This is a genomic window from Carboxylicivirga sp. (genome assembly GCF_982718395.1).
The window spans coordinates 1-26645 of the sequence record NZ_CEXQWX010000083.1; the positions used below are offsets into that span (position 1 = coordinate 1).

Sequence of the window (26645 nt, forward strand, 5' to 3'; positions counted from 1 at the left end):
TACTGATACAAACTCTCGAAGTATAGGCATAAAATGATTCAACGCTGGCGTCCATATGTCCGAAAAAAGAAGCATAACCTGAACGGTTTACCTGATCATCAATTATTTCAAATCCCCATAAAACTGAATTGTTTGAAGCATCATTAAAGGCAAATCCATTCTTTAAATCAATCTCTGATATCATCGTTGTGCCACCCGTAAGTGCTATAGTTGCAGCATCGTATGCTTCCTGCCACTCTTGCTGCTCCAGTTTAATCCTTGCTTTTAAACCATTAGCCGAATAGTAATCAAGGTTTGAGATATGCTCCTTCCCGGTAGCAATGTCTGGATGTAGTCTAAGCAAAGCACTATCAATATCAGCATTTATCTGTGTATAGACATCTGTTAAAGTACCACGCCCCTTGCCTTCAGTTTCAATTGTTGTTGGTTCAGTATAAATGGGTACTCCGGGTAAGTTCTGATTTCCAAAATAGGTTTGCTGATAGAATCTCGCCAGGTTAAAATAACAAAATGTCCTTAAAGCGAATGCCTGTCCCATCAGGTTATTGATCTCGCTTGGTGAACCAGACAATGTCTCTTTCGAAGCCAGTATGGAGTTCAAGTTTGTTACCAAAGTGTAATAGAAGTTCCATGTCGAATAAGGACGTCCTCCATTATTGGTGTAGTCGGCTTTTACCTGGTACTGGTAGTCATAATAAAACCAGCCACTTCCACCTTCATTCTGCAACATATCTTCACCCATTAAGCTACCGGCGTGCATGGTTGCTACATGACCAAACTGTTCATCTTCCCAAAAATCCCCCCATCCGGTCATGTACATAGCCCGGTATAAGCCATTAATTGTACTCATTGCTTTATCCACATCAGAGAATAACTCAGCACCGGATGCTTTGTCAGTTGGAAATGTATCTAGATTATCCTCACATGCTGTGATTACAAGCAATACAAAAACTATAAAGAAGTATATAATTCGTTTCATCTTTTCTTAGTTTAAAATTTAACATTAACTCCTAAAAGCGTCGTTCTAACCGGTGCATAAACAAAATCCGTAGAACCTGAGAAATTATACTGCGGATCCATACCATCTAAATATGAGAATAGAGCAACATTATCCAGAGTCAGATAAAATCGAACATCTTTCAAGCCAATTCTTTCGGTAAGGCTCTGATTAAAAGTATATCCTAATGTGATGTTCTTAATAGCAAAATAGGATGCATCAACAAGATCTGCATCTGTTTGGGCTCTGGCGAATCCAGTTCCGTTTTCGATCCGGGGTATATCCGTGATATCACCTGGTTCTTTCCATGCCCGCTGAACATTGTCATGATAATTCGCGCCAATATAAATTGGATTCATTAAATTCAGATACACGTAATCATAAACATAACCACCTACTGAAAATGTGGTTAAAAAAGAAGCATCAAAGTTTTTCAGGAATCTGAATTCACTCCCGAAAGAACCATAAAAGTCAGGAATACGGCTGCCTGAAATTCTGCTTGAGTTAACCGCCTCGTTTTTTTTATCGGTAATATAGTAGGTTTTATTGCCATTCTCATCTGTTTCGAAAGCTTCATATAGCTGGGCTCCATTCGTAGGGTCTACACCTGCACTTTTTGCAAGCCAAAGCGAGTTAAGCTCTTCTCCCACTCGATTAATTCGAATTCCATTAATGATCTGATCATTATCGCCATCTAATTTCAATATTTCATTGTAGATGGTGGCAAGGTTGGCATTGGCAATCCATGTAAAATTCGTGGTCTTTAGCAAGTCAACCGTGGTGGTGAATTCAAATCCACGGTTTAGCATTTCTCCAACATTAGCCCAATAGTTTTCAAATCCGGTAGACAATGGCATGGGTTTCTCCATCAGCATATCTATAGTTTTTCGGTTATAGTACTCTAATGTAAAACTTGCAGTATTAAAGATTCGGGCATCTATTGCAATATTAAAGTTCAGGTTTTCTTCCCACTTTATTTTCTCATTACCTAAAGAAGATAAAACAGCGCCTCCCAAACTGGCATTTGGCCAATCTAAATCATAAAGCGATTGCCATGCGTAATAATTACTTTCTGTTGCGGTACTAATGTTATCATTACCTTGTAATCCATAGCTCATTCTTAATTTCAGGTTATTAACCTGTTCCACACCGGCCATAAAAGCTTCTTCAGAGATACGCCACGAAGCACCAATTGACCAGAAATTACCCCAACGGTGATCTTCATGAAAGCGTGATGAAGCATCTGCCCTGAAACTGGCACTCAGGTAATATTTATCTTTAAAGTCATAAGATACATTGGTAAAGTATGATTCAATGGCGTAGTTATCTTCATATGAAGTTAAATCTGTTGTGGTAGTCCCGGGTGCCAATTCTACAATACCAGGAAATGGGAAACCGGATTTTGAGCCAAAGAAATAATTATACTTATAAGCATAGTTCTCATGTCCCAACAGAACCTTAAGATTGTGAAGATCAAAATCCTTCTCATAACGGACTAGTTGGTTCCAGGTATATGCAAAAGTTCGCTCATTATACTTATACAAGCGTCCTTTAGCAGCAGCTGCATTACCAAAGTCAGGATTGTTGTATATATGACGATTGGCGTTCACATAATCAAATCCGAGATTAGTTACAATACTCAATCCATTAATTGACTTGTGTATTCCATCTCCAAGAAAATCTACATGAAATCGTCCTGATAGATTATCGTATTTCTCTTTACTCTGATCTTCATATAAAGTAGCTACCGAATTAAAATTTGGATCTGCACCACTGGGTCGGTGCAGGCCATAATCAAATTGTTTTTCGCCAGTCTCTGACAAAATTAGACCACCAGTTCGTTCCCGCATATAAACAGGGTAGATTGGTGCCATAAACTGAGCTGAATACCAAACATTGGATGATGTTGATCCATCGGCCGAAAGGTAATCACTATTTGTCTGGGCAAAGTTCAAAGTTCCGCCATATTTGAACCAATTCTTAGCATCAACCTCAGCACCAACACGACCTGAGAAACGCTTGAAGTTTGTATTTTTTAAAAGGCCATCTTCATTCAGGTAGGCAAAGGATGAAAACATTCTTGTCTTTTCTGTTCCACCATTTACCAATATCTGGTACTCCTCTCTAACTGCGTTATCATTGGTAATTTCATCAAGCCAATCACTCTCAAATGCTAATTGTGCAGATGGATCAACGCGGCCAGTTACCGGATCAATAAGATTGGCAACCGGCATATTGTAAAAGTTGTATTGCTCATTATCTCCAAAAACACCGTTATTACTTACCATCTCCTCAATTGCCATTTGACCTGCCAATTCGGGTGCGATATTATCCTGAAAAATAAGCTGGTTTTTGTAGCCCTGAAAAACTGTCTCAATGTATTGCTGGCTGTTCAATGTATTATAAGGCTTGATGGCCCTGTTAGCGAAACCACGTGAAACTTTTAGCTCTACCGAAGTAGTGCCCTCACTCCCCTTCTTCGTGGTTATCAAAACAACCCCATTGGCACCTCTCGAACCATATAAGGCTCCTGCGGATGCATCTTTTAAAATAGTCACAGTCTCAATATCGCTATTGCTAATAGCATTCAGATTGCCATCATAAGGCACACCATCAACAACATACAAGGGAGCATTACTGGAGTTAATGGAACCAAACCCACGAATTCGGATATTTGCACCAGAACCAGGTTGACCAGAGCCTGAAGTTGTTTGCACCCCTGCGACCTGGCCATCTATCGCTTTGGATACATTAGCAGCTACCCGTTTCTCTAATTTCTCAGCAGCCACTACTTCTGCCGAACCTGTAAATGATTCTTTTTTAGCTGTGCCATAAGCAACAACCATTACCTCTCCTACTTCTACATCATCACTTAGAAGTTCTATATTAATGGTTGTGTTGCCACTAATAAGAACCTCTTGCGTTACCATGCCTACAAATGAGAAAATAAGAGTGGTAGCGTCACTTGGAACTTCAAGTGAATAAGTTCCATCCGGTATTGTAACCGTTCCTACAGTTGTGCCCTTAACAACAACCGAAACACCCGGGATAGCCTGACCATCAGATTTATCGGTCACCTTTCCGGTAATAGTTGTTGTCTGAGCAAACATAACGTTAAGTCCGACTAATAAAATAGCAGACATGAGAAATGCTAATCTTTGCATAGATTAAAGGTTTTAATTAATAATTGTGATTAGTGCCTCTCAATAGGCAATTATATTTTTAATCCACACAACTATTAAACCTTTAATATGCAATATGATGAATGCTTAATTTAAGCATCCTCTAATAAGAGGTTTATTTAAATCTATTGGGACTAGATTTGAGGTCTAAGCTAATACGATTTTTAGTCGTAATGAATTGTATTTCAAATACTAAATCGTATAGTTTAAAAGTCATTTTAAATGACTTTTATCACACTAATATACTATATTAATATGAAATAACAATATTTAACTATTTTTAATTTATCTGTTAAGATTTATAACAAACACACCAACCCTCCTAAAATCAGAAGGGGCGCCCTTTGGCACCCCTTCCTCACACAACTAAACCTTTAATCTACGTTCCATCACAGCTTAAAAGTTTATATAGCATTTTTATTATTTATCCCACCACACCGGTACATCAACATCAGATACTACAGTTGCATTTGGGTTGTAGTTACGTTCATCTGATGGCGTAGGCAATCGAACAGGAATCTTCTGTGTTTGTGAACTTGGATTCGGAACTAAAGCTGGGTATCCTGTTCTCCTATAATCATTATATGGCTCAAAAGATGAGAACAAAGCCAAGTGCTTTTGAACAATAATGTTTTCAAGAGATAATACACTGGTAGCATCAGCCACGAAATCAGTATCAACAGAACCAACCACTTTTTGAAGAGAAGCAGTAACTGCTGCCTCAAAAGCTTCTTGTGCCGGGGTTGTCTGACCATCTCTGAAATAAGCTTCTGCTTCAATAAATTTAGCTTCTACATATGTTAACATACCAATATCCTGAGTATTTGCAGCAATTGCAGTTCCTACATCTGACGTTGTAGTTGTCTCAACATCATCAGCAGCATTGCCTGAATAACCACCATCAGCATCTTCTGTTGCAAAGAAAGGTAAACGCGGATCATCATTATCATCCATCATATCAATAAAGTACATTCCCATCTTCATATAATTACCTCTCTGATTCTGAAAATCTATCCATTGATTTCTACTATTACCTCCTGAATCGGGAAATTTTGCATTCATATCATTTTCGTTCCCTGCTAAACCCGCAAGATTAATAAAAGAAAGTGCATCATCCACGCTCTGTGTCTCATTCACCTGCGTTAACCTAAGTGCATATCTGGCCTTTAGCATATAAGCAGCCGACTTCAAAAGATCAAGATCCCCTCCAAAAATAATATCATCTGATCCAGGCACAAATGAATTAGCGCTAACATCGACTCCGAAATGTGCTATTGCCTGATCGCATAATGTATGAATTGCGCTAATGACCATTTCCTGCGAATCATATGACGGAGCTTTATTCCCCGCTAAACCTTGCAATGCATCGTTATAAGGAACATCACCCCAGAAATCTGTAGCAATCCCTAAGTTAAAGGCAATTAAAACTTTAGAGATACCAGTATAATACGGATTAGCTTCTCCGAATTGATCTATTAATGTTTGGGCATTAATTAACACATCGGTATAAATACCAGACCATTCATTATTAAAATCACCTTCCGTTAAATCGTAATTTGCAAAACGCAAATATTGAGATCCTTCTACAGTACCTGCTGTATGTTGGGTAAAAATATTTGTAAGCCTCCCAAGTTGACCTGAATACGTAGCAAATGTTCCTACCTGCGTTGCACTGAGCAATAAACCGGGTGTTACAACCTCAGGAGAGTTAGGATTAATTCCAAACTCATCCATTTTGGATTCACATGAATAAATCCCCAAGCTTATGATTAAGATATATATTAATTTCTTCATAACTATAACTTATTAAAATGATAGTTTAACTCCAAAGATATATGACTTCGATCCTGGATTGTTGAAATAATCAAATCCTCCAATATTGGAACCTGCACCTGTTAAACTTGTTTCAGGATCTACACCTTTATAATTTGTATCCAACCATAAGTTACGACCCGTAACAGACAATTCTACATTTCTAACAAATGACATTTTTCCTTGAGGAACAAATGAATAAGTCAATGAAACATCACGTAAGCGAACCCAATTAACAGTTTCAACAAATTGTTCTGCAGCACCTCCTGCATCACCAACAAATTGCTTATAATAATTAACAGCTGGTATAGCAATATCATTAGCAGATCCATCTTCTTTTACACCAGGAATAACATAATCGCGCTCCCTATCAGCAGAGTCTTCAGTTCTTCCTAAATTATTTAATCGGGCAAAAGTACCATTGTACACATCTCCACCATGTCTGAAATCCAACATAGCTGTAAGCGTAAATCCTTTATAAGTAAACGTATTACGCAGTCCTCCTAACCAATCTGGATTTGGATTTCCAATATTTCCTTCCTGATCTTCTTTGATTGGAATACCATCACTTCCAATTACCAGTTGACCTGCATCATTTCTTTTCCACATTGTCCCATAAAACACTCCAACAGGCTCTCCAACGATAGCATAGGAACCAATTGAAGTAAACGCGCTTTCTATACTTATCTGATCTACACCATCAGCAAGCTTAAGCACTTTATTTCTATTACGCGACCAGTTACCAATAACCTCCCAGTTAAAATCACTATTCTTGATAACATCTACACCAATTTGCAATTCAATACCTTTATTCTCAAGCTCTCCGGCATTTGTATAATCATCTGTAAATCCTGATGAAGGAGCAATCGGCTTAAATAATAAGATATCTTTAGTCTTCTCATCATAATAAGTAAAATCCACATCTACGCGCTGGAAAAAATTCAATTGCAATCCAAATTCGGTACCTACTTTACGCTCTGGCTTTAAAGTTGCATTTCCTAATGTACTTGAATAACCAAATCCATTTACATCACCATACGGGAAACTTACACCATTGGTAAAACCATCAGTAATAACAGGAGAGGTAAAGAAAGTTTTAGTTCGATATGGTTCAGGGAATATACCTACTTGAGCGTAAGCTACCCTGAATTTACCATAGGTTAACCAACTTGGCAGATCCAATGTTTCAGAGAATAACCAAGAACCCGTAACAGATGGATAAAAGAAGCTTCTTTGATCTGCTCCAAAAGTTGATGACCATTCATTTCTACCTGTTAATGAAAGATATAATTGATTCTTATATCCAAAATCCAACTGACCAAACAATGCATTTGTGAAAATCTTCTCTTCATAGTTAGATGCAAACAAAGAAGTCGCATTACTTAAATTGTAGAATTCAGGAATAGCTAATTCTCTTCCCCTTAAATAACTATCTGTATACTTGCTACTTGTGATGTTATAACCAGCAGTGTACGCAAAGTTCAGATCATCTGTAAGATCCCAATCACCATTTACTATAAGGTCAGAATAGTACTGAGTAAATATCAGATCATTATAATTTACCTGTCCAGTTGATTCTGAATTATCATCACCTAATGAAGAAACAGCAAATTTTTGCTGACGGTGATCAGAATATGAATCGACACCAACTTTCCAGGTAACTCTCATTCTATCCATCGGCTTCACCTCTATGAAAGTATTACCTGTTAAACGATTTACATCATCGGTAAATTCATTCATATTAGCTGTATAATATGGATTATCATAGAAAGCAAAGTAAGTCCTCTGAAAACCATTACTATACTTATACGGTAACAGGTTAAAACTTGCCGGAGTCCTCATTAAACCCAACATAATACCTGCCAGATTACTACCATTTTGTACTTTAACACCTCCAGAATTTACATAGTTGGCCGAACCTCCAATTTTCAGATAATCATTAATCTTTAAATCACCTGTAATCCTGACTGAACTTCTTTCAAAACCTGAATTTGGAATCATACCTTCCTGGTCTGTATGACCAAATGATAACCTGAAAGTACCATCCTCGTTTCCACCTGAAAGAGATACATTGGTATTATGGGAAATACCTGTTTCAAAAAACTCATCTACATTATTATAAGAAGATAAGTTCGGATCATCAGAAATTTTTGGCCCCCAACTTCCTGAGGTTCCCCAACTAACGTCATCATCAGTAAAAAATCTTTCATCCGGCCCTGGATCTGCTGTTGTAAATTCTCCTCCATTACCTTGTGCATATTCGTATTGCAAATTTGGTAACTGACTTACCTCATTCATTTCAAGGGAATAACTAACATTAACACCAATACCCTTACGAGCCGAGCCTTTCTTAGTAGTATATATAATTACACCATTACCGGCACGAGTACCATAAAGAGCCGCAGCCGCAGGTCCCTTAAGAACAGTAACCGTCTCAATGTCATCCGGGTTAATATCCAAAGCCCGGTTTGAATTATTTACCCCACTTAAGTTCTGGTTAAATGGGTAATCACCGGCTGTTGTCTGAACAGTTTCGTTATTCAACGGAATACCATCCACAACAATTAGAGGCTGAGTATTCCCACTAAATGTTGAAGCTCCACGAATTACAATCTTACTTGACGCACCTGGAGTACCAGCTGATGCAACTACTTGAACACCGGCAACTTTACCTGCAAGTGACTGGATAACATTCGATTCTGCTGCTCTTTGCAGTTCTTCTGATCCAACATCTGTAACTGCATATCCTAAGGCTTTTTTCTCTTTTGAAATTCCTAAAGCAGTAACAATTACTTCATCAACTCCAATAGCTTCAGATTCCATAACAACATTAATTGTTGTCCTTCCTCCAATAACTACATCCTGAGTTTTCATACCCACGAATGAGAACAATAAATTTGTCGCATCATTAGGTACACTTAATGTGTAGTTACCGTCAACATTTGTGACAGTACCAATAGTTGTTCCTCTTACAACAACTGAAACACCCGGCACTGGATCACCAGATTCACTATCGGTTACATTACCGGTAATGGTCGTTGTTTGAGCAAACATTGCGTTCAGTCCCACGAATAACATCAGGGACGCGATTAATGCTAATCTGCGCATAAAACAAAAGGTTTAAGTTAATAATAGTGATAACCTATCAATGTGATTTTCACATTGATACAATTCATAGATTAATTTCTTACGCGATAGACCACATGTATTTATTTACAAATACATGCCAAGTCTATCAAATAAGAATCAGTAAATTTCAAGTAAAATTCTTGTTTTGAAAGTAACGGTTTCTAGTGTACATGATCAAAGGTTTAAAAAAGTTAATAATGGCGATAAAGGTTAAACTTCTTTTTAGTTGTGTTTTGTTCTTTAATAAGAGTCAACTGGCGAAATTGACACTACAAAATTATATTTTTTTATAAATTGAAACAATATTCACTAGTAAAAAATCACTTTATAAGTATTGTTTCCATAAAATCTTAAAACAATCAAATCCTGTAAATCAAAGAGCTATCCAAATATATATCATCAGAGAATAAAATGCAAAATTTTTATAAACATTTGTTAATTTTTATTAACACTTGATTCTCATTCGCACTATTTTTAAAGATCAGTTAAAAAGATGTATTTTCGCGAAAAAATAACAACATGAATCGACTAATTTGTTTGTGTTCCGGAATTCGCGAAAATAAAATACTTGAAGCTATAAAGAATATTGACAAACCATCTCTTAAAATGGTTCAGGAAAAAACCGGAGCTGCCTCAAATTGTGGTAGATGTATTACCAGCATCGAAGCGATGATTGAAAAGCACAAAGAATCTATCGAAGTAATCGATTAATTAAATAAGTATAATAAGTGAATCAAACCATATATACTGCTATACTGTTCTTTTAGAAAGCATTTGACATGAATGTGACATTAACATACTTACAATCTTTATTGGATTTATTGAATTCAATGGCTCCATATCTTTTGCTTGGCTTTCTATTTGCGGGTATGCTTAAGGTTTGGTTCCCACGTAAGTGGATTGATCGCTATATGGGCCAGAACAGTTGGAGATCAGTTGTTAATACGGCCATTTTAGGAATACCATTACCTCTTTGCTCCTGCGGTGTTATTCCAACCGGAATTTCTTTCTATAGAAATGGTGCTTCCAAAGGCTCTAGTGTTTCATTTTTAATTTCCACACCACAAACCGGAGTTGATTCAGTACTTGTTACCTATTCCCTTCTTGGATTACCATTTGCAATCATGCGGGTAATTGTTGCCTTAATTACCGGCGTTTTATGTGGTATAATCACGACCAAACGACCACCGATAAAAGTATTCAGAATGATGGTAAGAGTAAAAAAGAAAGCAAACAAAGAACAACTGATACTAATAAGTTAAAGGAAATATTCAGGTATGGATTCCATGAATTCCTTATGGACATTGCCAAATGGTTGGTTATTGGAATTCTGATTGCTGCTTTTCTTGACATAGTCATTCCGAGTGATTTTTTCATCTCTTATCTTTCGAATGAATGGTTGAGTATGTTAATAATACTTGGAGCTTCGGTTCCATTATATATTTGTGCAACTGCTTCCGTTCCAATAGCGGCAATCCTAATGCTCAAAGGGTTATCTCCGAGTGCTGCGCTTGTATTGTTAATGTCTGGACCAGCCACCAATGCCGCCACTATTACAGTAATAAAAAATATTTTTGGAGGCAAAACACTTATGGCATATCTAAGTTCAATCATTGGTGGGGCACTTCTTTTTGAAACTATCATTAATAACTTTTCCCCAAGAAACTGGTTTATGATGATAACAGATACCAATCATCTGCATCATCACGAAGTACTACCGGAATGGCTGCAACTAAGTGCATCCGCCATGTTGGTTGGGTTAATCTTACTTGGATATATAAAACAATGGAAATCATCCATCAAAAACCTTGAAAATTTAACGCAAGCAAAAGCTCAAATCAATTCTGTTGTTCTCAACAACACTGCATCGGTCACAACATCTGATTTTGCTTCATTTACCATAGCCAAGCCCTTAATTACAAAAAAATACACTGTTGAAGGTATGACATGCAGTCATTGCAAAAACAGCGTTGAACAATCACTACTAAAACTGAATGGTATCGTTAAAGTTATCGCCAATCCTCAGTCAAATGATGTTTTAATAGATGGTGAAGAATTAGATGATGCTACTATTCAAGATGAAATTGAAAAGCTTGGTTATATTTTTAAAGGAATAACTGCCGACAAATAATACTCTTTAAATGTGCTATAGACTACAATCCCCTATCTAACAAGCTTAAAACAAATAAATATCAGACATCACAATAAAGCCAATGCCTGTCTTTACAATACTGTAATAAACAGGCATTATTCTTTTGGCAAATCATAATCTCAAAAGTGCAACTTAAGAGTTTTTGGTTTAACAACCTCCTGCCACTCTTTTCTTTTTAGGCCTCTTTTTAATAACTGGTTTTGGAGCAGATGGTGCACTCTGAGTAACTGCATTTAAGCTTCCTCCACCAAGAGCTACACTGGCTCCCTTCCTGAAATCATACCTGGCAAACTCATCATCTGCACTTGTCGAAGCTGGTTTCGAAGGGTTCATAATGGTTTCAGCATAATAATTTAGTCCTCCCTGCATCACGTAATTATTTATGTATCCCAATTGACGCGTTATCATCCAAGCTTCATTAGCTGATGTTGTGCCATTGGAATAAAACACGTTCATTTTAATATCCTGATTAAGATAATCTTCATTTTCAACAGATAGTAAATCTGCCAACGGAATATTAATAGCTCCTGGTAAATGATATTTGTCAAAGCTGTCCTTATCACGCACGTCAATTAACTGTAGTGATGGATCTTTTTGAATTAACATATCAGCTACCTCATCGGTGGAGATAAACTGCATTCCCTCTTTTACCTCATCTAATAATTGTGGAGCAGTAAGCTTATATGGTCTTGTGGTATTTTCAGGCACTGCCGCAATTATAATACCCAACGGTATAATTGCAATAGCCAGTTTTAATCGCATTTTCATAATATTGCTTTTAAGCGCTAGCTGCTAACAGCCAGCTCATTATCAATCCATTTAAATACACCCTAATATTCTTCCCTTGGAAACTTACGCTCGGCCCACTCCCCTACGAAAAACATACCAAAAGCAGCTAAAATAAGGATTAACCCAAAGGCGCCACGTGACAATCCCATTAGTTCATTAATGGTCGGCGTACCCATATTCTCGGCATAAAAGAGCTCTTCCCATAAAGGAAATCCTTCGGTGAACACAACAACACCAATTACTAATCCTCCTATAAAAGTTAAGGCATCTAGCTTACCAATTGATAAAGCACAAAATGCTGTACCCGGACAAAATCCGCCTAAGATAAAACCAGCACCCATAATTGCCCCACCAACAATAGCAGACCATAAGAATGTAGGGTTAATATAGATTAAACTTAAATCGATCCAACCAAACAGGCTAAAGAATAATAAGCCAAGCATTGCAACAATTGCAGCAGTGAAAAATACTTTCAACACCGTTGTATCATAACCATAAAACATTCCGGCCAGTTTTCTTGATGAAGAAAATCCACTGCGCTCAAGTACAAATCCAAATCCAATACCAATGATGAAGGCCATCAACAAATTGGTGTATTCTGAGATATATTCGTATACAATTAAAGGTCCCATATCTGTGTCTTTATTAAATCCATAATTTACGTGCAAAATAGGCTAACGCGAAGGCAGTACCGAAAATAAATGCCATGGTAATAAAACCTCCCAATGACAACACCGCCATACCACTTAATGCCGATCCACTTGTACAACCGCGACCGAGTTGCGAGCCAAAACCAAATAAAACACCGCCAACAGCAGCAAATAACAAACGTACTTTATTAGTTATTTTGGGGCTATGTTCCACTTTGAATTTGAGTCGTCCGGCCATGGCGCCAGAAACAAATCCACCAACCAGAACACCCAACATCTCCCAAACCAGCCAATCTTTTAAAGGTCCGCCTCTGTGTGATTTCTTATAGTTTGAGTAAAAATCACTTGTCTCTACATGAGTGGGTGCAACAGTTTCAACACTGGCCACAACAGCACTCTTTACCGCACCGCTGGCTCCAAGTCCTCTACCCGAGAAATAAAAGGCGGCAAGTAACACAAGACCAAGCAGTACGCCACCCAAATATGGGTTTATATACCTATTACTTTGTTCTTTATTCATTTATATCTGTTTTATATTATTAATCAATTAATGCTTTTTAATACAGCCAGCGACTCATCTGTCCGGCATATGCCATTATGAATCGGAAAAGTAATCCTCCGAATAATACCAATACGGGTGCAACCATATATGGAATCTTCTTGTGTCGCATTTCGAGTACTTCAAGGGTAGCTGGTATTATTAAACCAAACCCAACTACAAATACCCAAAACGGAGCTGTAAACTGACCACCAAGGAACATTGCTGATGCATCGATTTGTACCTGTGAACTTGCCCTGAACCCCATAAACATGTGGATTATCAGAAATAACTCTATTGCAATAAGTAACAGGTCGATGCGAGCAAAAGTATGACGTTCTTTTTTTAATTTCGAAAGAATGATGATTGCCGCCGCACCAGTTGACATACCTGATACAAGAAACAAAGGTCCAAGAATTGAGGTATTCCAAAGAGGGCGTGCATTAAATGCAGATAGCAGGATACCGGTATAAATACCAAGTATCACCGAAAGAATCATTATAGCCCATGCTATTGGTGTTTTATAATCCTCGAGCACTTTGATAGTATCTTTTACAACGTCAAATTTCCAGTCCCATTTCGGGAAGAGTGTTTTTATATTTAAAGCAGCCCAGATGCCGGACAATGGCATAATAGCCATTAGTGTCCATGCTCCCCAGCTCATCGGTGATTCAATCTTAAATGCAGTATATAATCTCCAAAAATAAAGCTTGTGCTTTAAATCCAATAATAGAAATAACAATCCTAACCCGATGAATACCGGAGTAAAAATTGGAGCCAATTTAACAGCTGTCGGATATTCTTCACTTTTTCCTTTTATATAAAAATAACTGGCAAAAAATAATATTCCAGCAGCTAAACCACCCAAAAATAAGTAGGCAGGTATATGCCATTCCCAAATTTGTAATTGCGGGTCGATATGCGGATTCATTCGCCCGCTAACAATAAGTTCTTCTTTCATTTTGTTCTTTTGAATGGTTTAAATCAAAAAGTAAAGTTGAGGTTTTGTTCCTGCTTCAGGGATAAGTGTCTTATACTTTCGTCTCTTTATCACCTTACTCACTTCTGAATTAGGATCATCTAAATCACCAAAATACATGCACTTGGTTGGGCAAACAGCCACACAAGCCGGCTGCTGACCTTTCTTTACCCTGTGAAGGCAAAATGTACATTTATCGACATAACCTTTGGGGTGGGTATAACGAGCATCATACGGACATGATGCAATACACGCACCGCATCCTATACACTTATTTTTGGTAACCATTACAATACCACCGTCGCTATAATGACTGGCTCCAGTTGGGCAGCATCGTACACATGGTGAATTTTCGCAGTGGTTACACCTTTCCGATCGATGCTCCAGTTCCAACTGAGGATAAGTACCATCAGTCACTTCCACAATCCAATCGCGGCAGTATCCGATAGGCACATTATTTTCTGTCTGACAAGCTACCACACAGTCACTGCAGCCCACACATTTTTTAGTATCTACGGCCATTGCATATCTCATAGCTGTCTCTCCTTATGCTTTATTAAATCTAAATGTTATAAAATTACCTCTCATACCAGTGCCTCCCATTATAGGATCCATCATTACATTTGTAATTAACTCAGAATCACTCGCTCCCTTTCCGTAGGCACGGCTCAGTTTTTTATTGGCATGGCCAAAACCATGAACCATATATACTGAATCCCATCGAATACGCTCGGTAATACGTACTTTAATCGGAAAGCTTGATACTACATTATCCTGGTTTTGAAGGAATATTTCCTGACCATTTTTCAAATCCCATTCTTTCGCTACTTTCGGATTTACCCAAACTGTATTCTCATCCATCAAATCAGTCAGATTCGGATTATTGGCTGTACGAGAAAATGTATGCATAGGTGCTCGTCCGTATATCAGGCGATAGTATCCGGCTGGTGGTTCGGGGTGAGCAGTATATTTTGGCATCGGATCAAATCCATATTCTTCAAGAGATGTAGAGTACAATTCAATCTTCCCACTGTTGGTATTAAACTCAATATCCTCGCCATCTCTAAAATACAGATCATCATATTCACGCTTCATCTTTTTAACACCAATTCTCTGCATTTCCTCTAAAGAAGAACCAACCTGCTTCAATTGATAGTCCAGCTCCTCTTCAATGGAGTCAAAAGGAAAATAATCGCCTTTACCCATTCGTTCGGCCAGGTTCTTAGCCATCCACCAGGCTGGTTTCGAATCGTACTTAGGTTTCATCGCCGGCATTCGTAATGAAATAGTTGGTTCGCGATGTTGTGTTATTCTTAGTGAATCGTATCTCTCCAGGTATGTACATTCAGGTAGAACAACATCTGCAAATCCTGTGATTTCCATCGGCATGGTGTCAACCACAACCATTAAATCTAGTGCATTGATTGCTTCAATTGTTTTAGCCCTGTTAGGTAAAGTCTCTATTAGGTTCGTACCATTTACAATCCACGCTTTGATATTACAATCCATAGTTGCTGAAGGAATGGTTGCATCGCACACACCATTGGCTAAAGCTAAATCGGCCAGTTCATATTTACCTCCCATTGCATCACGCCAGGTTTTACGGGGTTTAGGATAAGGAGGATGCGGTACACCAGGCACCTTTGCTTTATCTGGTATATAAAAACCGCCTCTGCGCCCCCAAGAACCCAACAGTGCATTTAAAATAGCTACTGCCCTTAGTCTTTGGGTATCATCGCCATACCAGGTAACATGACGTCCTGGATGAACAATGGTGGCCGGAGAAGCATAAGACATCTCACGCGCTGTTTCGCGAATAACCTGTGGTTTGATGGTTGTTATTCCATACGCCCACTCAGGCGTCATATGTTTCACATGAGCTTTTAGCTGTTCAAAACCAATAGTATATTGCTCAACGTATTTTTTATCGTATCGTTCCTCATAAATTAAAACATGAATCCATGCCATTAACAAAGCCAGGTCGGTACTAGGTTTAATTGGAAGCCAGTACTTTGATTTGCTTGCTGCAGTTGAAAAGCGAGGGTCTACAGTAATAATGGTTGCTCCTTTATCAATTGCATCCGACATTTCCTGCACATGCCCGTTATGCATATTTTCGCCAATATGAGAACCAATCAGCACCATACATTTACAATCGCGAATATCAGTCGGTTCAGGTGAACTTAAACCGTCTCCGAAGGTAGCTATAAAACCAACCTCACGAGGTCCGCGACACTGTGCATATGATGGAGCAGTAATATTCTGTGAGCCTAAAGATTTCAATAAGTTCCCAAAGTAAGTTCCTCCTGAGCCATGGGTAAAAAGTGCTAAACACTCCGGTCCATGTTCATCAATCACTTTTTCTAACCTCTGTTGGATAAAATCAAAAGCCTCATCCCAAGATGCTTCTTTAAACGTCTGTTTACCATCGGCTCCTTTTACACGAATTAAAGGTTTTTTCAGGCGGTCTTCGTCATAATACATACCTACACCACCTGTTCCACGGGGGCAGAAACGTCCATTACTATTGGGATCATCATCATTACCAATGATTTTTTGAATTTGGCCATCGTTATTTTTATAAGTCCAACCAGCACACTTCCAGAAGCATACCTCGCAATAGGTTGGCGTTCTAACCAAATCCTGAGGCAGCATCCATGGACCTTTTATATTTTCAAGGATAACTTTATGGTTGTTTGACATTAACAATCGTGAACCGGCAAAAACACCTATAGTTCCAAGTGCCGAAATTTTAATGAAATCTCTTCTACTTTTACTCATCGGCTTATTCATTTTGAATGTTGTATTGACAAATTTAGTAAAATATACACATAACTAGATGTGTGGATTGATTAATAATTAGATGTGTAGATTAATCAATATTTAGACTGAATTAAAATTCTTAATGATACACCAGGTGTTCAGATAGCATGTAACCCAGATGCAAAACTCAACTCTTTCTAAAACAATACAATTACAACACCTCCATAATTAATGCTAATAAGATTCATTCTAAACTATCTAAATATCTACATATCCTTATCTTATATCTATTTATCTACATATCTTTGTCTCTGGATTATTAGATGCAAGGTATAATTCTTCGATAGTAGGAAATCCAAGCAGTTACGATCTAAAAAACACACAACTAACTAATTAATATGAATAAAACGATAACCTATTCGGTATTGACTACGGTGATTGTTTTGCTTTTGGTTAATTTCTTCCATAAGGATAAACCGCTTAATTTATCCCAATTTGAATTGAAACAGAAGTTTGCCAATAAACACAAATCATCTGTCGATCATAGCCAATTTAAAATTCTGCAACAAGAATTTAAAAGTCCTCAGGATGTAACAGAGACATGCTTGTCTTGCCACAATCAGCGTCATGAAGAAATTATGCATTCCAGCCACTGGAACTGGGAACGCATTGCTTATGTTGAAAACAAGGGTATTTCCAAAATGGGAAAGAAAAATGTCCTCAACAACTTTTGTATTGGTGCTAGCACCAATGAGCAAGCCTGTGCAAAATGCCACATTGGTTTTGGAATGTCACACAACACTTTCGATTTTAATAATGCCCGCAATGTAGACTGCATGGTGTGTCACGACCAGAGTGAAGAGTACATTAAAGGCGCCTCCATGTCGGGTTATCCGGACAGAAATGTAAACCTGAATAAGGTAGCCCTGAGTGTTGGTCGCCCCAATAAAATTAATTGTGGAGCATGTCATTTTTATAGTGGTGGTGGCAACAATGTAAAGCATGGCGACCTGGAAGAAGCACTTTTATCATGTAACCGTGAAGTGGATGTGCACATGGCATCAAATGGTATTAACATGGATTGTGTGGATTGTCACTCAGCCGAAAATCATCAAATCAAAGGTAAACTCTATTCTGTTTCTTCTACAAATGTTAATCGCTTACGCTGTGAGGACTGCCATACAACCAAACCTCATTTGGATGATGTTTTAAACCGTCATTTTTCAAAAGTATCGTGTCAAACCTGCCATATCCCAACCTATGCCAAAGAGAACTCAACAAAGATGGCATGGCGCTGGTCTGAAGCCGGACGTTTAGATGACGATGGTAACCCGTATCATGAAGAAGATTCATTGGGTAACCACACCTATTTATCCATTAAGGGGGAATTTGAGTGGGCTAACAACATTGAGCCGGAATACATGTGGTTTAATGGCAATGCGCAACATTATGCCTTGGGTGATACAGTCACGAACACCCCGGTACAAGTAAATAAGCTATTGGGATCGACTGATGATATCCATTCTAAGATTTACCCTGTAAAAGTCCATCGTGGCGACCAAATCTACGATCCAAAAACAAAAATGTTAATCCAACCTAAGGTATATGCCGAAGCGAAAGGAGATAGTGCCTATTGGAAAGATTTTGACTGGCATTTGGCTGCCAAAGCCGGTATGAAGGGCGTTGGTTTACCATATAGCGGCGAATTCGAGTTTATCGAAACTGAGATGTACTGGCCTATCAATCATATGGTATCTCCAAAGGACAAAGCACTTTCATGCGAAGAATGCCATACAAGAGACAATGGCCGTTTGGCAGCCCTAAATGACTTTTATCTTCCGGGCCGCGATAAAAATGACTGGATTGATTTGATGGGAAGCCTCTTATTATGGGGAGCCTTAGCTGGCGTTTTTATTCATGGATTGGCTCGATTAATCAACGCATTAAAACAAAAAGAACTGGAATCTAAATAAGAATCAAATGAAACAAGTATATATCTATAAAAAGTTTGAGCGATTCTGGCATTGGAGCCAGGCTGCATTGATCCTCTTTTTGGCACTTACCGGGTTTGAAATTCATGGTTCTTTCTCGCTTTTAGGTTTTGAAAAAGCGGTGACGTTTCACCATATTGCTTCCTATTTACTCCTTGCACTTATTGCTTTCTCAATATTCTGGCACTTAACAACTGGTGAGTGGAAGCAGTACATTCCAACCATTTCAAAACTAAAAGAGCAGATACAATACTATACGGTAGGCATGTTTAAAAAAGCACCCCACCCTACTGTTAAAACGGCTAAAAAGAAGCTTAACCCACTTCAGGCCATCACCTATCTTGGTTTTAAACTATTGATGGCACCGGTAATGATTCTGACTGGCTTGCTCTATCTTTATTATAAAACGTTTGATGTGAACGACATCATTGTTGTCAGTGACATTCCACTGGAATACATTGCATGGGCACACACTTTAGGAGCCTGGTTGTTGATGGCCTTTATAGTTGTACATGTTTATATGACTACAACAGGTCATTCTGTTACAGCCAATATTAAAGCCATGATTTCAGGTTGGGAACTTTTGGAAGAAGAAGAGGAAGATATGCCTAAAGAGGCAGTTGAAGAAACTAAAAACAATTTATCATGAAAGAAGCTCCTAAAAAATATATGAATCCCTATTTAGCCGGATTCTTTCTAGGGTTTGTTTTATTAACAACCATCTATATAACCGGACGTGGTTTAGGCGCCAGCGGTGCCATTAAAAGCTTTGTAGTTCAAATAGTCGAAAACGTTGCACCTGAGCATGCTGCGACAACAGACTATTACATAACTCAGCGTCAGAACAATCCGGACGGACCTTTAAAATCATGGCTTGTATTTGAGGTTATTGGCGTTGTCATTGGAGCATTCTTATCGGCTGTGATGTCAAACAGAGTGACTGTTAAAATTGAAAAAGGCCCGGGTGTAAAAAACGGCATCCGAATAGCTGCTGCCATATTTGGCGGTGCCTTATTTGGCTTTGGCAGTCAGCTGGCAAGAGGCTGCACCAGTGGAGCCGCTTTAAGTGGAATGGCTGTTATGTCATTTGGCGGAATTGTAACCATGATGTCCATTTTTGGAATGGCATATGCCATGGCATGGTTTTTCAGAAAATTATGGATTAAAAAAGTAAACTAAGATGGGACCATTAGTACCTGATATTATAAGTAACGAGTTTAACTTTATCATTGCCATTATTGTTGGTATGGGATTTGGTTTTGCACTTGAACAAGCCGGATTTGGATCAACCCGCAAACTTGTGGGCCTGTTTTACGGTTATGATTTTACCGTTTTAAAAGTATTCTTTACGGCTGGCGTAACAGCGATGGTAGGCATTACGTCACTCAATCATCTTGGCTTGTTAGATGTTGACATCATTTTTATCAATCCAACCTTTTTATGGGCCGCCATAATCGGTGGCGTCATTATGGGAGGCGGATTTATAATTGGCGGATTTTGTCCGGGAACAAGTGTTGTGGCGGCGGCCAGTGGTAAAATAGATGGCTGGGCTTTTGTATTTGGAGCTGGTCTGGGAATATTTGCTTTCGTTGAAGGCTACCCGCTAATTAAGGATTTAATGGTAGCCGAAAACCTTGGTGATTTATTAGTTTTTGAAATGACGGGCATATCCCGTGAGGCCTTTGCGTTAATTATGGTATTTGTGGCCACCGGCGCATTTGTTGGTGTTACCATGATCGAAAACAATGTGAATAATAAAACCACTCAATGGTTAAAAAAGGATATTACAAAATACAGCATGGCCGTTGGTCTGGCGGTAATAACCGTATTAATCACCATGATTACTCCAACGCGCGGTGAATTAATGAATCAACGCATTGATGCCAAATTGGCCAGTGGCGAATGTCAACCAAAGATGATGGAAGGAGACAAACTGGCTTACGAACTCATGCACCAATACTATCAGTATAATGTTATCGATGTTCGTTCGGCCGAAGAGTTCAAGGCTTTTCATATTCCAACTGCTATTAACATCCCGCTTGACAAATTACATGAGGCAGAAAACCTTGCCATCATTGTTCAAAATATTAAAACCAATGTATTTTATGGAGCGTCGTACGAGCAATCGCAACGAGCATGTTTGGTAGCAAAATACCATGGAAAAGCAGATAACTTTGCATTGAGCAATACGGCGGATGAATTTAACAGCAACTTCTTCTTGCTATCTGACGATCCGATTGAGGCCAATGTTGATCAGGATGTATATATTTTTAGAAAAGATGCAGCACAAAAACTTAAAGAAATTGGTGAAGCTGTAGCCAATTTAGACAGACCAGTAGTTAAAAAAGTCAAACGTGTTCAGGGCGGATGTAGTTAAAGAAACAATAAAGTTCACATATCAACACCTCAGTTAATAGCTGGGGTGTTGATGTTTTCAGACAGTATTGTATCTGCCTTTGGAGACTTTAGACTAGAAATTCAACCCCATGATTACTTGTTGTTCTTTGGTATAAACATGTCTTATTTTTCCAATTTTGTTCCATAAGTGCTCTGTAGGTTTGTAATGTCAAATCATTTAAACAAACAGTTATGAACAAATTAATTGCCTGGGTAGAAATACCCGTCAGAAACATGGAAAAAGCCATCGCATTTTACAACGAGGTATTTCAGCTTTCGCTGGAAGGTTTGGATTTTGGACACGAAAAAATGGCATTACTACCCAATGATGAAGGGGCTTTATCGCTTGCCAAGGACTTTAATCCGTCTTCCGATGGTATATTGCCAAGCTTTCACGTCCCTGACTCAATGGAAGCTACTATTGAACGCCTGGAAAATAAGGGTGGCAAGGTGATATTGCCTAAAACCAAAATTGAAGCTGAAGGCCGGGGCTATTTTGCAACATTTATTGATTGTGAAGGCAATAAAATAGGTTTGTACAGTCAATTTTAAGTTCAGTATTCATTTGCAGGGGTTCACGCCCCTGCTTACCTTTATCATGTGCAATTCAAGATTATATATCCATCACCCCAACTATCTGATATCGTTAAGCATTACTGGTTAATGGAATGCAACTATCCACACCAGCATACTCACTCCCAACGAATTATACCAACCGGATTACCTGAATTGAGCTTTTACCTGGGAAATAAAGCATCAACTTTTGATGATAACCGAGATCTTAATGCTTGTGCAATTTTGTCGGGACAGCAAAAGAGCTATTACGACATAACTGCATCTGGGCATCTGAAAATGATTTCGGTTACATTTCAACCACATGGACTGGCTGCCATCAACAAGCTTATACTTGGTGAACTGCTTAACCAATCGATTGATGCCAGCTTAATTTTTGGAATGGGTATAAAACAATTGAGCGAGCAACTTTACGAATCGAAACAATCCTCAATGCAAGTGGAGTTGATAGAAAAATTCCTGGTAACTAACCTTACACACAAGGGGAACTGTTATAAAGCCGAGCGGATCAGCCATCTCATTCCCCGAATCAATCCGACAGGTCAAACGATCAGTTCAATGGCTGAACAAACCTATTGGAGTCGCAAACAATTTGAGCGCTCCTTTTCTTCAATGGTTGGTTGTACACCCAAAACCTTTCTCAATACCATTCGCTTTCAATATGCTTTACACAAAAAAGCTCAGAATCCAGCTCTTTCGCTTATTGATTTGGCCTTAACATGTGGCTATTACGATCAGGCTCATATGAACAATGACTTCATCAAATATTCAGGATTATCGCCCCGTCAATTCTTTAGCACCTGCCCTCCACAATCGGATTATTTTGGAATTTATTAGTGATCTATTGGAAATTCTACTTTTAAAGAGTATTGGAAATTGAGTTATGCATAATCATAATAAATCACTAGTATCATTTATCAATCATCACATATAAAAGTTGGTAATTCGAACAATTTCATGGTTGCTTCTGAACAATACAGTTTGTTTTTCAATAAAATACTGTCTTTTCTGATAACATATTGTTACATTTACTAATCACCCATACAAAATTGCGATATGCTATCACCTTTAATTAAGGAGGCAACACAAAAAACGCCTTACATACACTTCGATCCTTCGAAGGGCCTTATGGAAATAAAAGGTAAGGCTACTCCAGAAAATGGTCACATATTTTTCGACCCAATGTTGAATTGGCTGGAAGCATATATTCATAATCCTTCTGCCAGAACTCTTGTTAACATCCATTTTGAATATTTTAACACAGTCTCATCCAAGTTTATTCTGGATATTTTCAAGAAACTTGATTGTTTATACAGCAATAACAATGAAACCATTGTTCAATGGATTTGCGATAAGGATGATGATGATATGATTGAAGCCGGAGAGGATTATCAAGCTCTTGTCAATTTTCCGGTTAAGATCGTTGAAACTGACTAACTGAACTTTTATTTCTTAAATACTTATCGGCTGTTGATTTATTCAAATCATTCATTATATTTGTTCGCAAAATTACGAACAATACAATATGATCACAGAAAAACAAAAACGTACCGCTCGATACGCCAAAGCTCTTGGACACCCTGTACGCATTTTTGTTTTACAAACCCTGTCATTACAAAGCTGTTGTTACAGCGGTGACCTCACAGAGGTATTACCCATTGCTAAATCTACCTTATCGCAACATTTAAAAGAATTAAAAGATGCTGGTTTAATCCAGGGAGAAACGGAAGCTCCAAGGGTTAAATACTGCATTAATAAAGAGAATTGGAAAGAGGCGAGGGAGTTATTAAAGGATTTTTTTGACTTGTAAAAAAATTTAAACCAATAGTTCGGCATTTTACGAACTACGAACAAATTATAATATACAATTATGGAAATTAAAGTATTAGGTACGGGCTGTACAAAATGCAGCTCACTCGAAGAAGTAACGCGCAAAGCTGTTGAAGAAAAAGGTATTGATGCGAACATCGAAAAAGTGGAAGACATTATGCAAATAATGACCTATGGCGTTATGACCACACCTGCTTTAGTAATTGACGGGAAAGTGGTTGTAAAAGGTAAAGTACCATCAGTAAACGAAATTAAAGAACTATTGTAATTCCAACAAAATGAGAAAATCCCTTAAAAAACTAAACGCAGGGCTGGCTTGCATCTTGCTAATTTCTGCACTTGTAGGCTGCAACACCAACAATAAAAAAGAAAAATCATGCTGTTCAAATAATGCTGTTGAAACCTCACAAGCATGCTGCAACAAAACAGCAAGCTCCATTGATGCCAACAAAGTAAGTGTGGTGTATTTTCATGCTACCCGACGATGCGCCACTTGCGAAGCGGTTGAAAAAGTAACCAAAGAAACGCTTGCCAAACACTATAAAGAAGAAGTTCCATTCCACTCCATTAATCGAGAAGAAGAAAAAGAGCTGGCTCAAAAGTATAATATTGACTGGCAAACTTTAATGGTGATGAAAGGAGATAAAATGGTAAATCTGACCAATGAAGCCTTTTTAAATGCACGCACCAAGCCCGAAAAGCTGGAAGCACTTTTGCAATCAACCATTGAATCAATGTTATAGATGGAAGTGCTACAAAACTTGTTGGAAAACTCTCAACTTCCCATTTTATCAGCTTTCTTGCTCGGACTGATGACTGCCGTTAGTCCATGCCCGTTGGCAACTAACATCACCGCAATTGGTTTTATCAGCAAAGACATTGAAAGCAAGCAACGCGTGTTTGTTAACGGACTGTTTTACACATTAGGAAGAGCCATTTCTTATACAGCTATTGGTCTGATCTTTTATTTTGGCTTGGGTCAAATGAAGTTGGGTGGCTTGTTTCAGGAATGGGGCGAAAAACTACTTGGCCCAATATTAATTATAATTGGCTTATTTATGCTGGGTGTTATCAAATTGTCCATTCCTGGTTTAAACAAGTTGACTGATAAGATGGAAGAGCGATCACGTAATGGTTTATGGGGTGCAACACTTCTAGGTATTGTATTTGCCCTGGCCTTTTGTCCTTATAGTGGTGTACTTTATTTTGGCATGCTTATGCCTATGACTGTTGCCAGTGCCAGTGGATTATATCTGCCTGTTATTTTTGCTATTGCAACAGGCATTCCGGTCGTCATATTTGCCTGGCTACTTGCCTATAGTGTTGGCTCAATTGGTGGCATGTATAATAAAATGAAAACATTCGAGATTTGGTTCAGACGAATCATTGCTGTACTATTTATCTTCACAGGACTCTATTTTATTATCACATTATTCTTCTAAGGTATTTAACATGACAACTGCAATACTAAAGAAAATTGACTTAAGAGTTCAGATACTAGTTGGTTTGCCACTAATCGTACTTTTGTATTATTACCTGCAGCCATTAATCGACTATTTAACCTACGATTTATTTCTTTTTAGCACAGAATCGCATTGGGGCCAATCAATCAATTTCTTTTTTTACGACACCATTAAAATCATCATCCTGCTGTTCGTGATCAGTTCTTTGATGGGTGTTGTCAACACTTACTTTCCGGTTGAGCGCTTGCGCGTTTATCTGACCACCAAAAAACTTTACGGACTGCAATACTTTTTTGCTTCCTTTTTTGGGGCCATAACACCGTTTTGCTCCTGCTCATCCATTCCGTTATTTATAGGATTTGTGCAGGGAGGTATACCACTAGGGGTCACATTCGCTTATCTGATTACTTCACCTTTAGTAAACGAAGTAGCGGTAGCCATGTTTTTAGGTCTGTTTGGTTGGAAAGCAACATTGATCTATGCCTCTTCAGGAATACTCTTAGGAATGATTGGTGGGTATATACTTGGTAAGCTGAAATTAGATCGTTACTTATCTGATTGGGTTAAACAAATTCAGGAAAACTCACAAAGCGAGTTTAACCAGTTTGAAAAAGATAATACTCCTTTTATACAACGCCTGCCTTCCATTATTGAAGAAGGATGGAACATCGTTAGGAAAGTACTGTTGTACATTATCATTGGAATTGGAGTGGGTGCCTTAATGCATGGCTTTGTTCCTGAAGATTTTTTCACACAATACTTATCCGAGGATAAATGGTATGCCATTCCTTTGGCTGTGATTCTGGCCGTTCCGTTATATGCCAATGCAGCAGGTATTGTGCCGGTCATTCAGGTGTTTGTTGCAAAAGGAGTGCCGCTTGGTACCGCCATAGCATTTATGATGGCAGTTGTTGGCTTATCACTCCCGGAAGCTACTCTATTGAAGAAGGTAATGAAATGGAAGCTTATTGGTATCTTTTTTGGCACTATTACTCTTTTTATAATCCTACTGGGCTACATTTTTAATTGGATACTATAAAAATAACCCGACCGGTATTAAAACAATTACTGGTCGGGCGTTTTCTGTTTGTGTATTGATCTTTATTCAACCGGACACCACCAGTTTCCCGATATTAATAGCATATTTAATAAGCAAATTGTATCACCATAATACGAGTGTTTCATCTGTTGCATTTCATCCCAACCTTTATTCAGAAAATCCTGGTATTTTGCATCGATCATTGCTGCTGTAACCAATGGTGCTGTAAACGCAGCACTGCTATAATCTACAAAGGGTGTTCCGTCTAATAAATACCCCGCCTTTATTGCTGCCGGATCATTATTGGTTGCCTGAACAATAAAATCCAGTAGTTTCATCATTGCTTTCTTTGCTTCTTTGC

The 26645-nt window shown here is 38.3% G+C and carries 26 protein-coding genes; 15 read left to right on the forward strand and 11 right to left on the reverse strand.

Annotated elements, in window-relative coordinates:
* The 4 genes from AC4MRQ_RS15190 to AC4MRQ_RS15205 form a co-directional block, all read right to left on the reverse strand.
* A partial coding sequence (locus tag AC4MRQ_RS15190; RefSeq protein ID WP_491198542.1) for a RagB/SusD family nutrient uptake outer membrane protein occupies positions 1–979 on the reverse strand: 979 nt, incomplete at its 3' end.
* An 11-nt stretch (positions 980–990) separates the two neighbouring features.
* Entirely contained in the window at positions 991–4161 is a 3171-nt protein-coding gene (locus tag AC4MRQ_RS15195; protein WP_491198543.1) for a SusC/RagA family TonB-linked outer membrane protein, read from the reverse strand.
* A gap of 438 nt (positions 4162–4599) precedes the next feature.
* On the reverse strand, positions 4600–5973 hold the full coding sequence (locus tag AC4MRQ_RS15200; protein WP_491198544.1) for a SusD/RagB family nutrient-binding outer membrane lipoprotein: 1374 nt from the start codon (positions 5971–5973) through the stop codon (positions 4600–4602).
* A 12-nt stretch (positions 5974–5985) separates the two neighbouring features.
* Positions 5986–9099, reverse strand: coding sequence for a SusC/RagA family TonB-linked outer membrane protein (locus AC4MRQ_RS15205; protein WP_491198545.1), 3114 nt, complete (start codon positions 9097–9099; stop codon positions 5986–5988).
* A gap of 540 nt (positions 9100–9639) precedes the next feature.
* On the opposite strand from AC4MRQ_RS15205, the gene AC4MRQ_RS15210 reads away from it, so the two are divergent.
* From AC4MRQ_RS15210 to AC4MRQ_RS15220, 3 genes are all read left to right on the forward strand, one after another.
* Positions 9640–9831, forward strand: coding sequence for a (2Fe-2S)-binding protein (locus AC4MRQ_RS15210; RefSeq protein ID WP_491198546.1), 192 nt, complete (start codon positions 9640–9642; stop codon positions 9829–9831).
* Positions 9832–9899: 68 nt separating this feature from the next.
* Positions 9900–10382 (forward strand): permease, encoded by a 483-nt coding sequence (locus tag AC4MRQ_RS15215; RefSeq protein WP_491198547.1) that lies wholly within the window; start codon positions 9900–9902, stop codon positions 10380–10382.
* Positions 10280–11251 (forward strand): permease, encoded by a 972-nt coding sequence (locus AC4MRQ_RS15220; RefSeq protein ID WP_491198548.1) that lies wholly within the window; start codon positions 10280–10282, stop codon positions 11249–11251. Before AC4MRQ_RS15215 ends, AC4MRQ_RS15220 begins: the two co-directional genes overlap by 103 nt.
* A gap of 168 nt (positions 11252–11419) precedes the next feature.
* On the opposite strand, the gene AC4MRQ_RS15225 is transcribed toward AC4MRQ_RS15220, so the two are convergent.
* The 6 genes from AC4MRQ_RS15225 to AC4MRQ_RS15250 all read right to left on the reverse strand — a co-directional run bounded on the left by AC4MRQ_RS15225 (position 11420) and on the right by AC4MRQ_RS15250 (position 17009).
* Positions 11420–12040, reverse strand: coding sequence for a rhodanese-like domain-containing protein (locus AC4MRQ_RS15225; RefSeq protein WP_491198549.1), 621 nt, complete (start codon positions 12038–12040; stop codon positions 11420–11422).
* Positions 12041–12102: 62 nt separating this feature from the next.
* On the reverse strand, positions 12103–12693 hold the full coding sequence (locus AC4MRQ_RS15230) for a YeeE/YedE thiosulfate transporter family protein (protein WP_491198550.1): 591 nt from the start codon (positions 12691–12693) through the stop codon (positions 12103–12105).
* A gap of 13 nt (positions 12694–12706) precedes the next feature.
* Positions 12707–13231 carry a YeeE/YedE thiosulfate transporter family protein gene (locus tag AC4MRQ_RS15235; protein ID WP_491198551.1) on the reverse strand — a complete coding sequence of 175 codons (525 nt, stop codon included), beginning with the start codon at positions 13229–13231 and terminating at the stop codon, positions 12707–12709.
* Between the two features lie 37 nt (positions 13232–13268).
* Positions 13269–14210: an NrfD/PsrC family molybdoenzyme membrane anchor subunit gene (nrfD, locus tag AC4MRQ_RS15240; protein ID WP_491198552.1), complete on the reverse strand. Its 942-nt coding sequence runs from the start codon at positions 14208–14210 to the stop codon at positions 13269–13271.
* A gap of 18 nt (positions 14211–14228) precedes the next feature.
* Positions 14229–14762: a 4Fe-4S dicluster domain-containing protein gene (locus tag AC4MRQ_RS15245; protein ID WP_491198553.1), complete on the reverse strand. Its 534-nt coding sequence runs from the start codon at positions 14760–14762 to the stop codon at positions 14229–14231.
* Between the two features lie 12 nt (positions 14763–14774).
* Positions 14775–17009, reverse strand: a complete 2235-nt coding sequence (locus AC4MRQ_RS15250) for a molybdopterin-containing oxidoreductase family protein (RefSeq protein ID WP_491198554.1) — start codon at positions 17007–17009, stop codon at positions 14775–14777.
* Between the two features lie 380 nt (positions 17010–17389).
* On the opposite strand from AC4MRQ_RS15250, the gene AC4MRQ_RS15255 reads away from it, so the two are divergent.
* The 12 genes from AC4MRQ_RS15255 (at position 17390) to AC4MRQ_RS15310 (ending at position 26284) form a co-directional block, all read left to right on the forward strand.
* Entirely contained in the window at positions 17390–18964 is a 1575-nt protein-coding gene (locus tag AC4MRQ_RS15255) for a tetrathionate reductase family octaheme c-type cytochrome (protein ID WP_491198555.1), read from the forward strand.
* Positions 18965–18971: 7 nt separating this feature from the next.
* Positions 18972–19631 carry a cytochrome b/b6 domain-containing protein gene (locus tag AC4MRQ_RS15260; protein WP_491198556.1) on the forward strand — a complete coding sequence of 220 codons (660 nt, stop codon included), beginning with the start codon at positions 18972–18974 and terminating at the stop codon, positions 19629–19631.
* Positions 19628–20161 (forward strand): YeeE/YedE thiosulfate transporter family protein, encoded by a 534-nt coding sequence (locus AC4MRQ_RS15265; RefSeq protein WP_491198557.1) that lies wholly within the window; start codon positions 19628–19630, stop codon positions 20159–20161. The genes AC4MRQ_RS15260 and AC4MRQ_RS15265 overlap by 4 nt, the downstream gene beginning before the upstream one ends.
* Before the next feature lies 1 nt (position 20162).
* Positions 20163–21359 carry a rhodanese-like domain-containing protein gene (locus tag AC4MRQ_RS15270; RefSeq protein ID WP_491198558.1) on the forward strand — a complete coding sequence of 399 codons (1197 nt, stop codon included), beginning with the start codon at positions 20163–20165 and terminating at the stop codon, positions 21357–21359.
* Positions 21360–21571: 212 nt separating this feature from the next.
* Positions 21572–21931, forward strand: coding sequence for a VOC family protein (locus AC4MRQ_RS15275; protein WP_491198559.1), 360 nt, complete (start codon positions 21572–21574; stop codon positions 21929–21931).
* Between the two features lie 48 nt (positions 21932–21979).
* A complete protein-coding gene (locus AC4MRQ_RS15280; RefSeq protein WP_491198560.1) occupies positions 21980–22789 on the forward strand; it encodes an AraC family transcriptional regulator in 810 nt (269 codons plus the stop codon).
* A gap of 219 nt (positions 22790–23008) precedes the next feature.
* On the forward strand, positions 23009–23389 hold the full coding sequence (locus AC4MRQ_RS15285; protein WP_491198561.1) for a DUF1987 domain-containing protein: 381 nt from the start codon (positions 23009–23011) through the stop codon (positions 23387–23389).
* Positions 23390–23477: 88 nt separating this feature from the next.
* Entirely contained in the window at positions 23478–23762 is a 285-nt protein-coding gene (locus AC4MRQ_RS15290) for an ArsR/SmtB family transcription factor (RefSeq protein ID WP_491198562.1), read from the forward strand.
* 60 nt (positions 23763–23822) lie between these two features.
* Positions 23823–24050 (forward strand): thioredoxin family protein, encoded by a 228-nt coding sequence (locus AC4MRQ_RS15295; protein ID WP_491198563.1) that lies wholly within the window; start codon positions 23823–23825, stop codon positions 24048–24050.
* Between the two features lie 10 nt (positions 24051–24060).
* Positions 24061–24525, forward strand: coding sequence for a nitrophenyl compound nitroreductase subunit ArsF family protein (locus AC4MRQ_RS15300; protein WP_491198564.1), 465 nt, complete (start codon positions 24061–24063; stop codon positions 24523–24525).
* Positions 24526–25224 (forward strand): aromatic aminobenezylarsenical efflux permease ArsG family transporter, encoded by a 699-nt coding sequence (locus tag AC4MRQ_RS15305; protein WP_491198565.1) that lies wholly within the window; start codon positions 24526–24528, stop codon positions 25222–25224.
* A gap of 10 nt (positions 25225–25234) precedes the next feature.
* Complete coding sequence (locus tag AC4MRQ_RS15310; protein WP_491198566.1) at positions 25235–26284, forward strand: permease; 1050 nt, start codon at positions 25235–25237, stop codon at positions 26282–26284.
* 62 nt (positions 26285–26346) lie between these two features.
* Here AC4MRQ_RS15310 and AC4MRQ_RS15315 read toward each other — a convergent pair.
* A partial coding sequence (locus AC4MRQ_RS15315) for a hypothetical protein (protein ID WP_491198567.1) occupies positions 26347–26645 on the reverse strand: 299 nt, incomplete at its 5' end.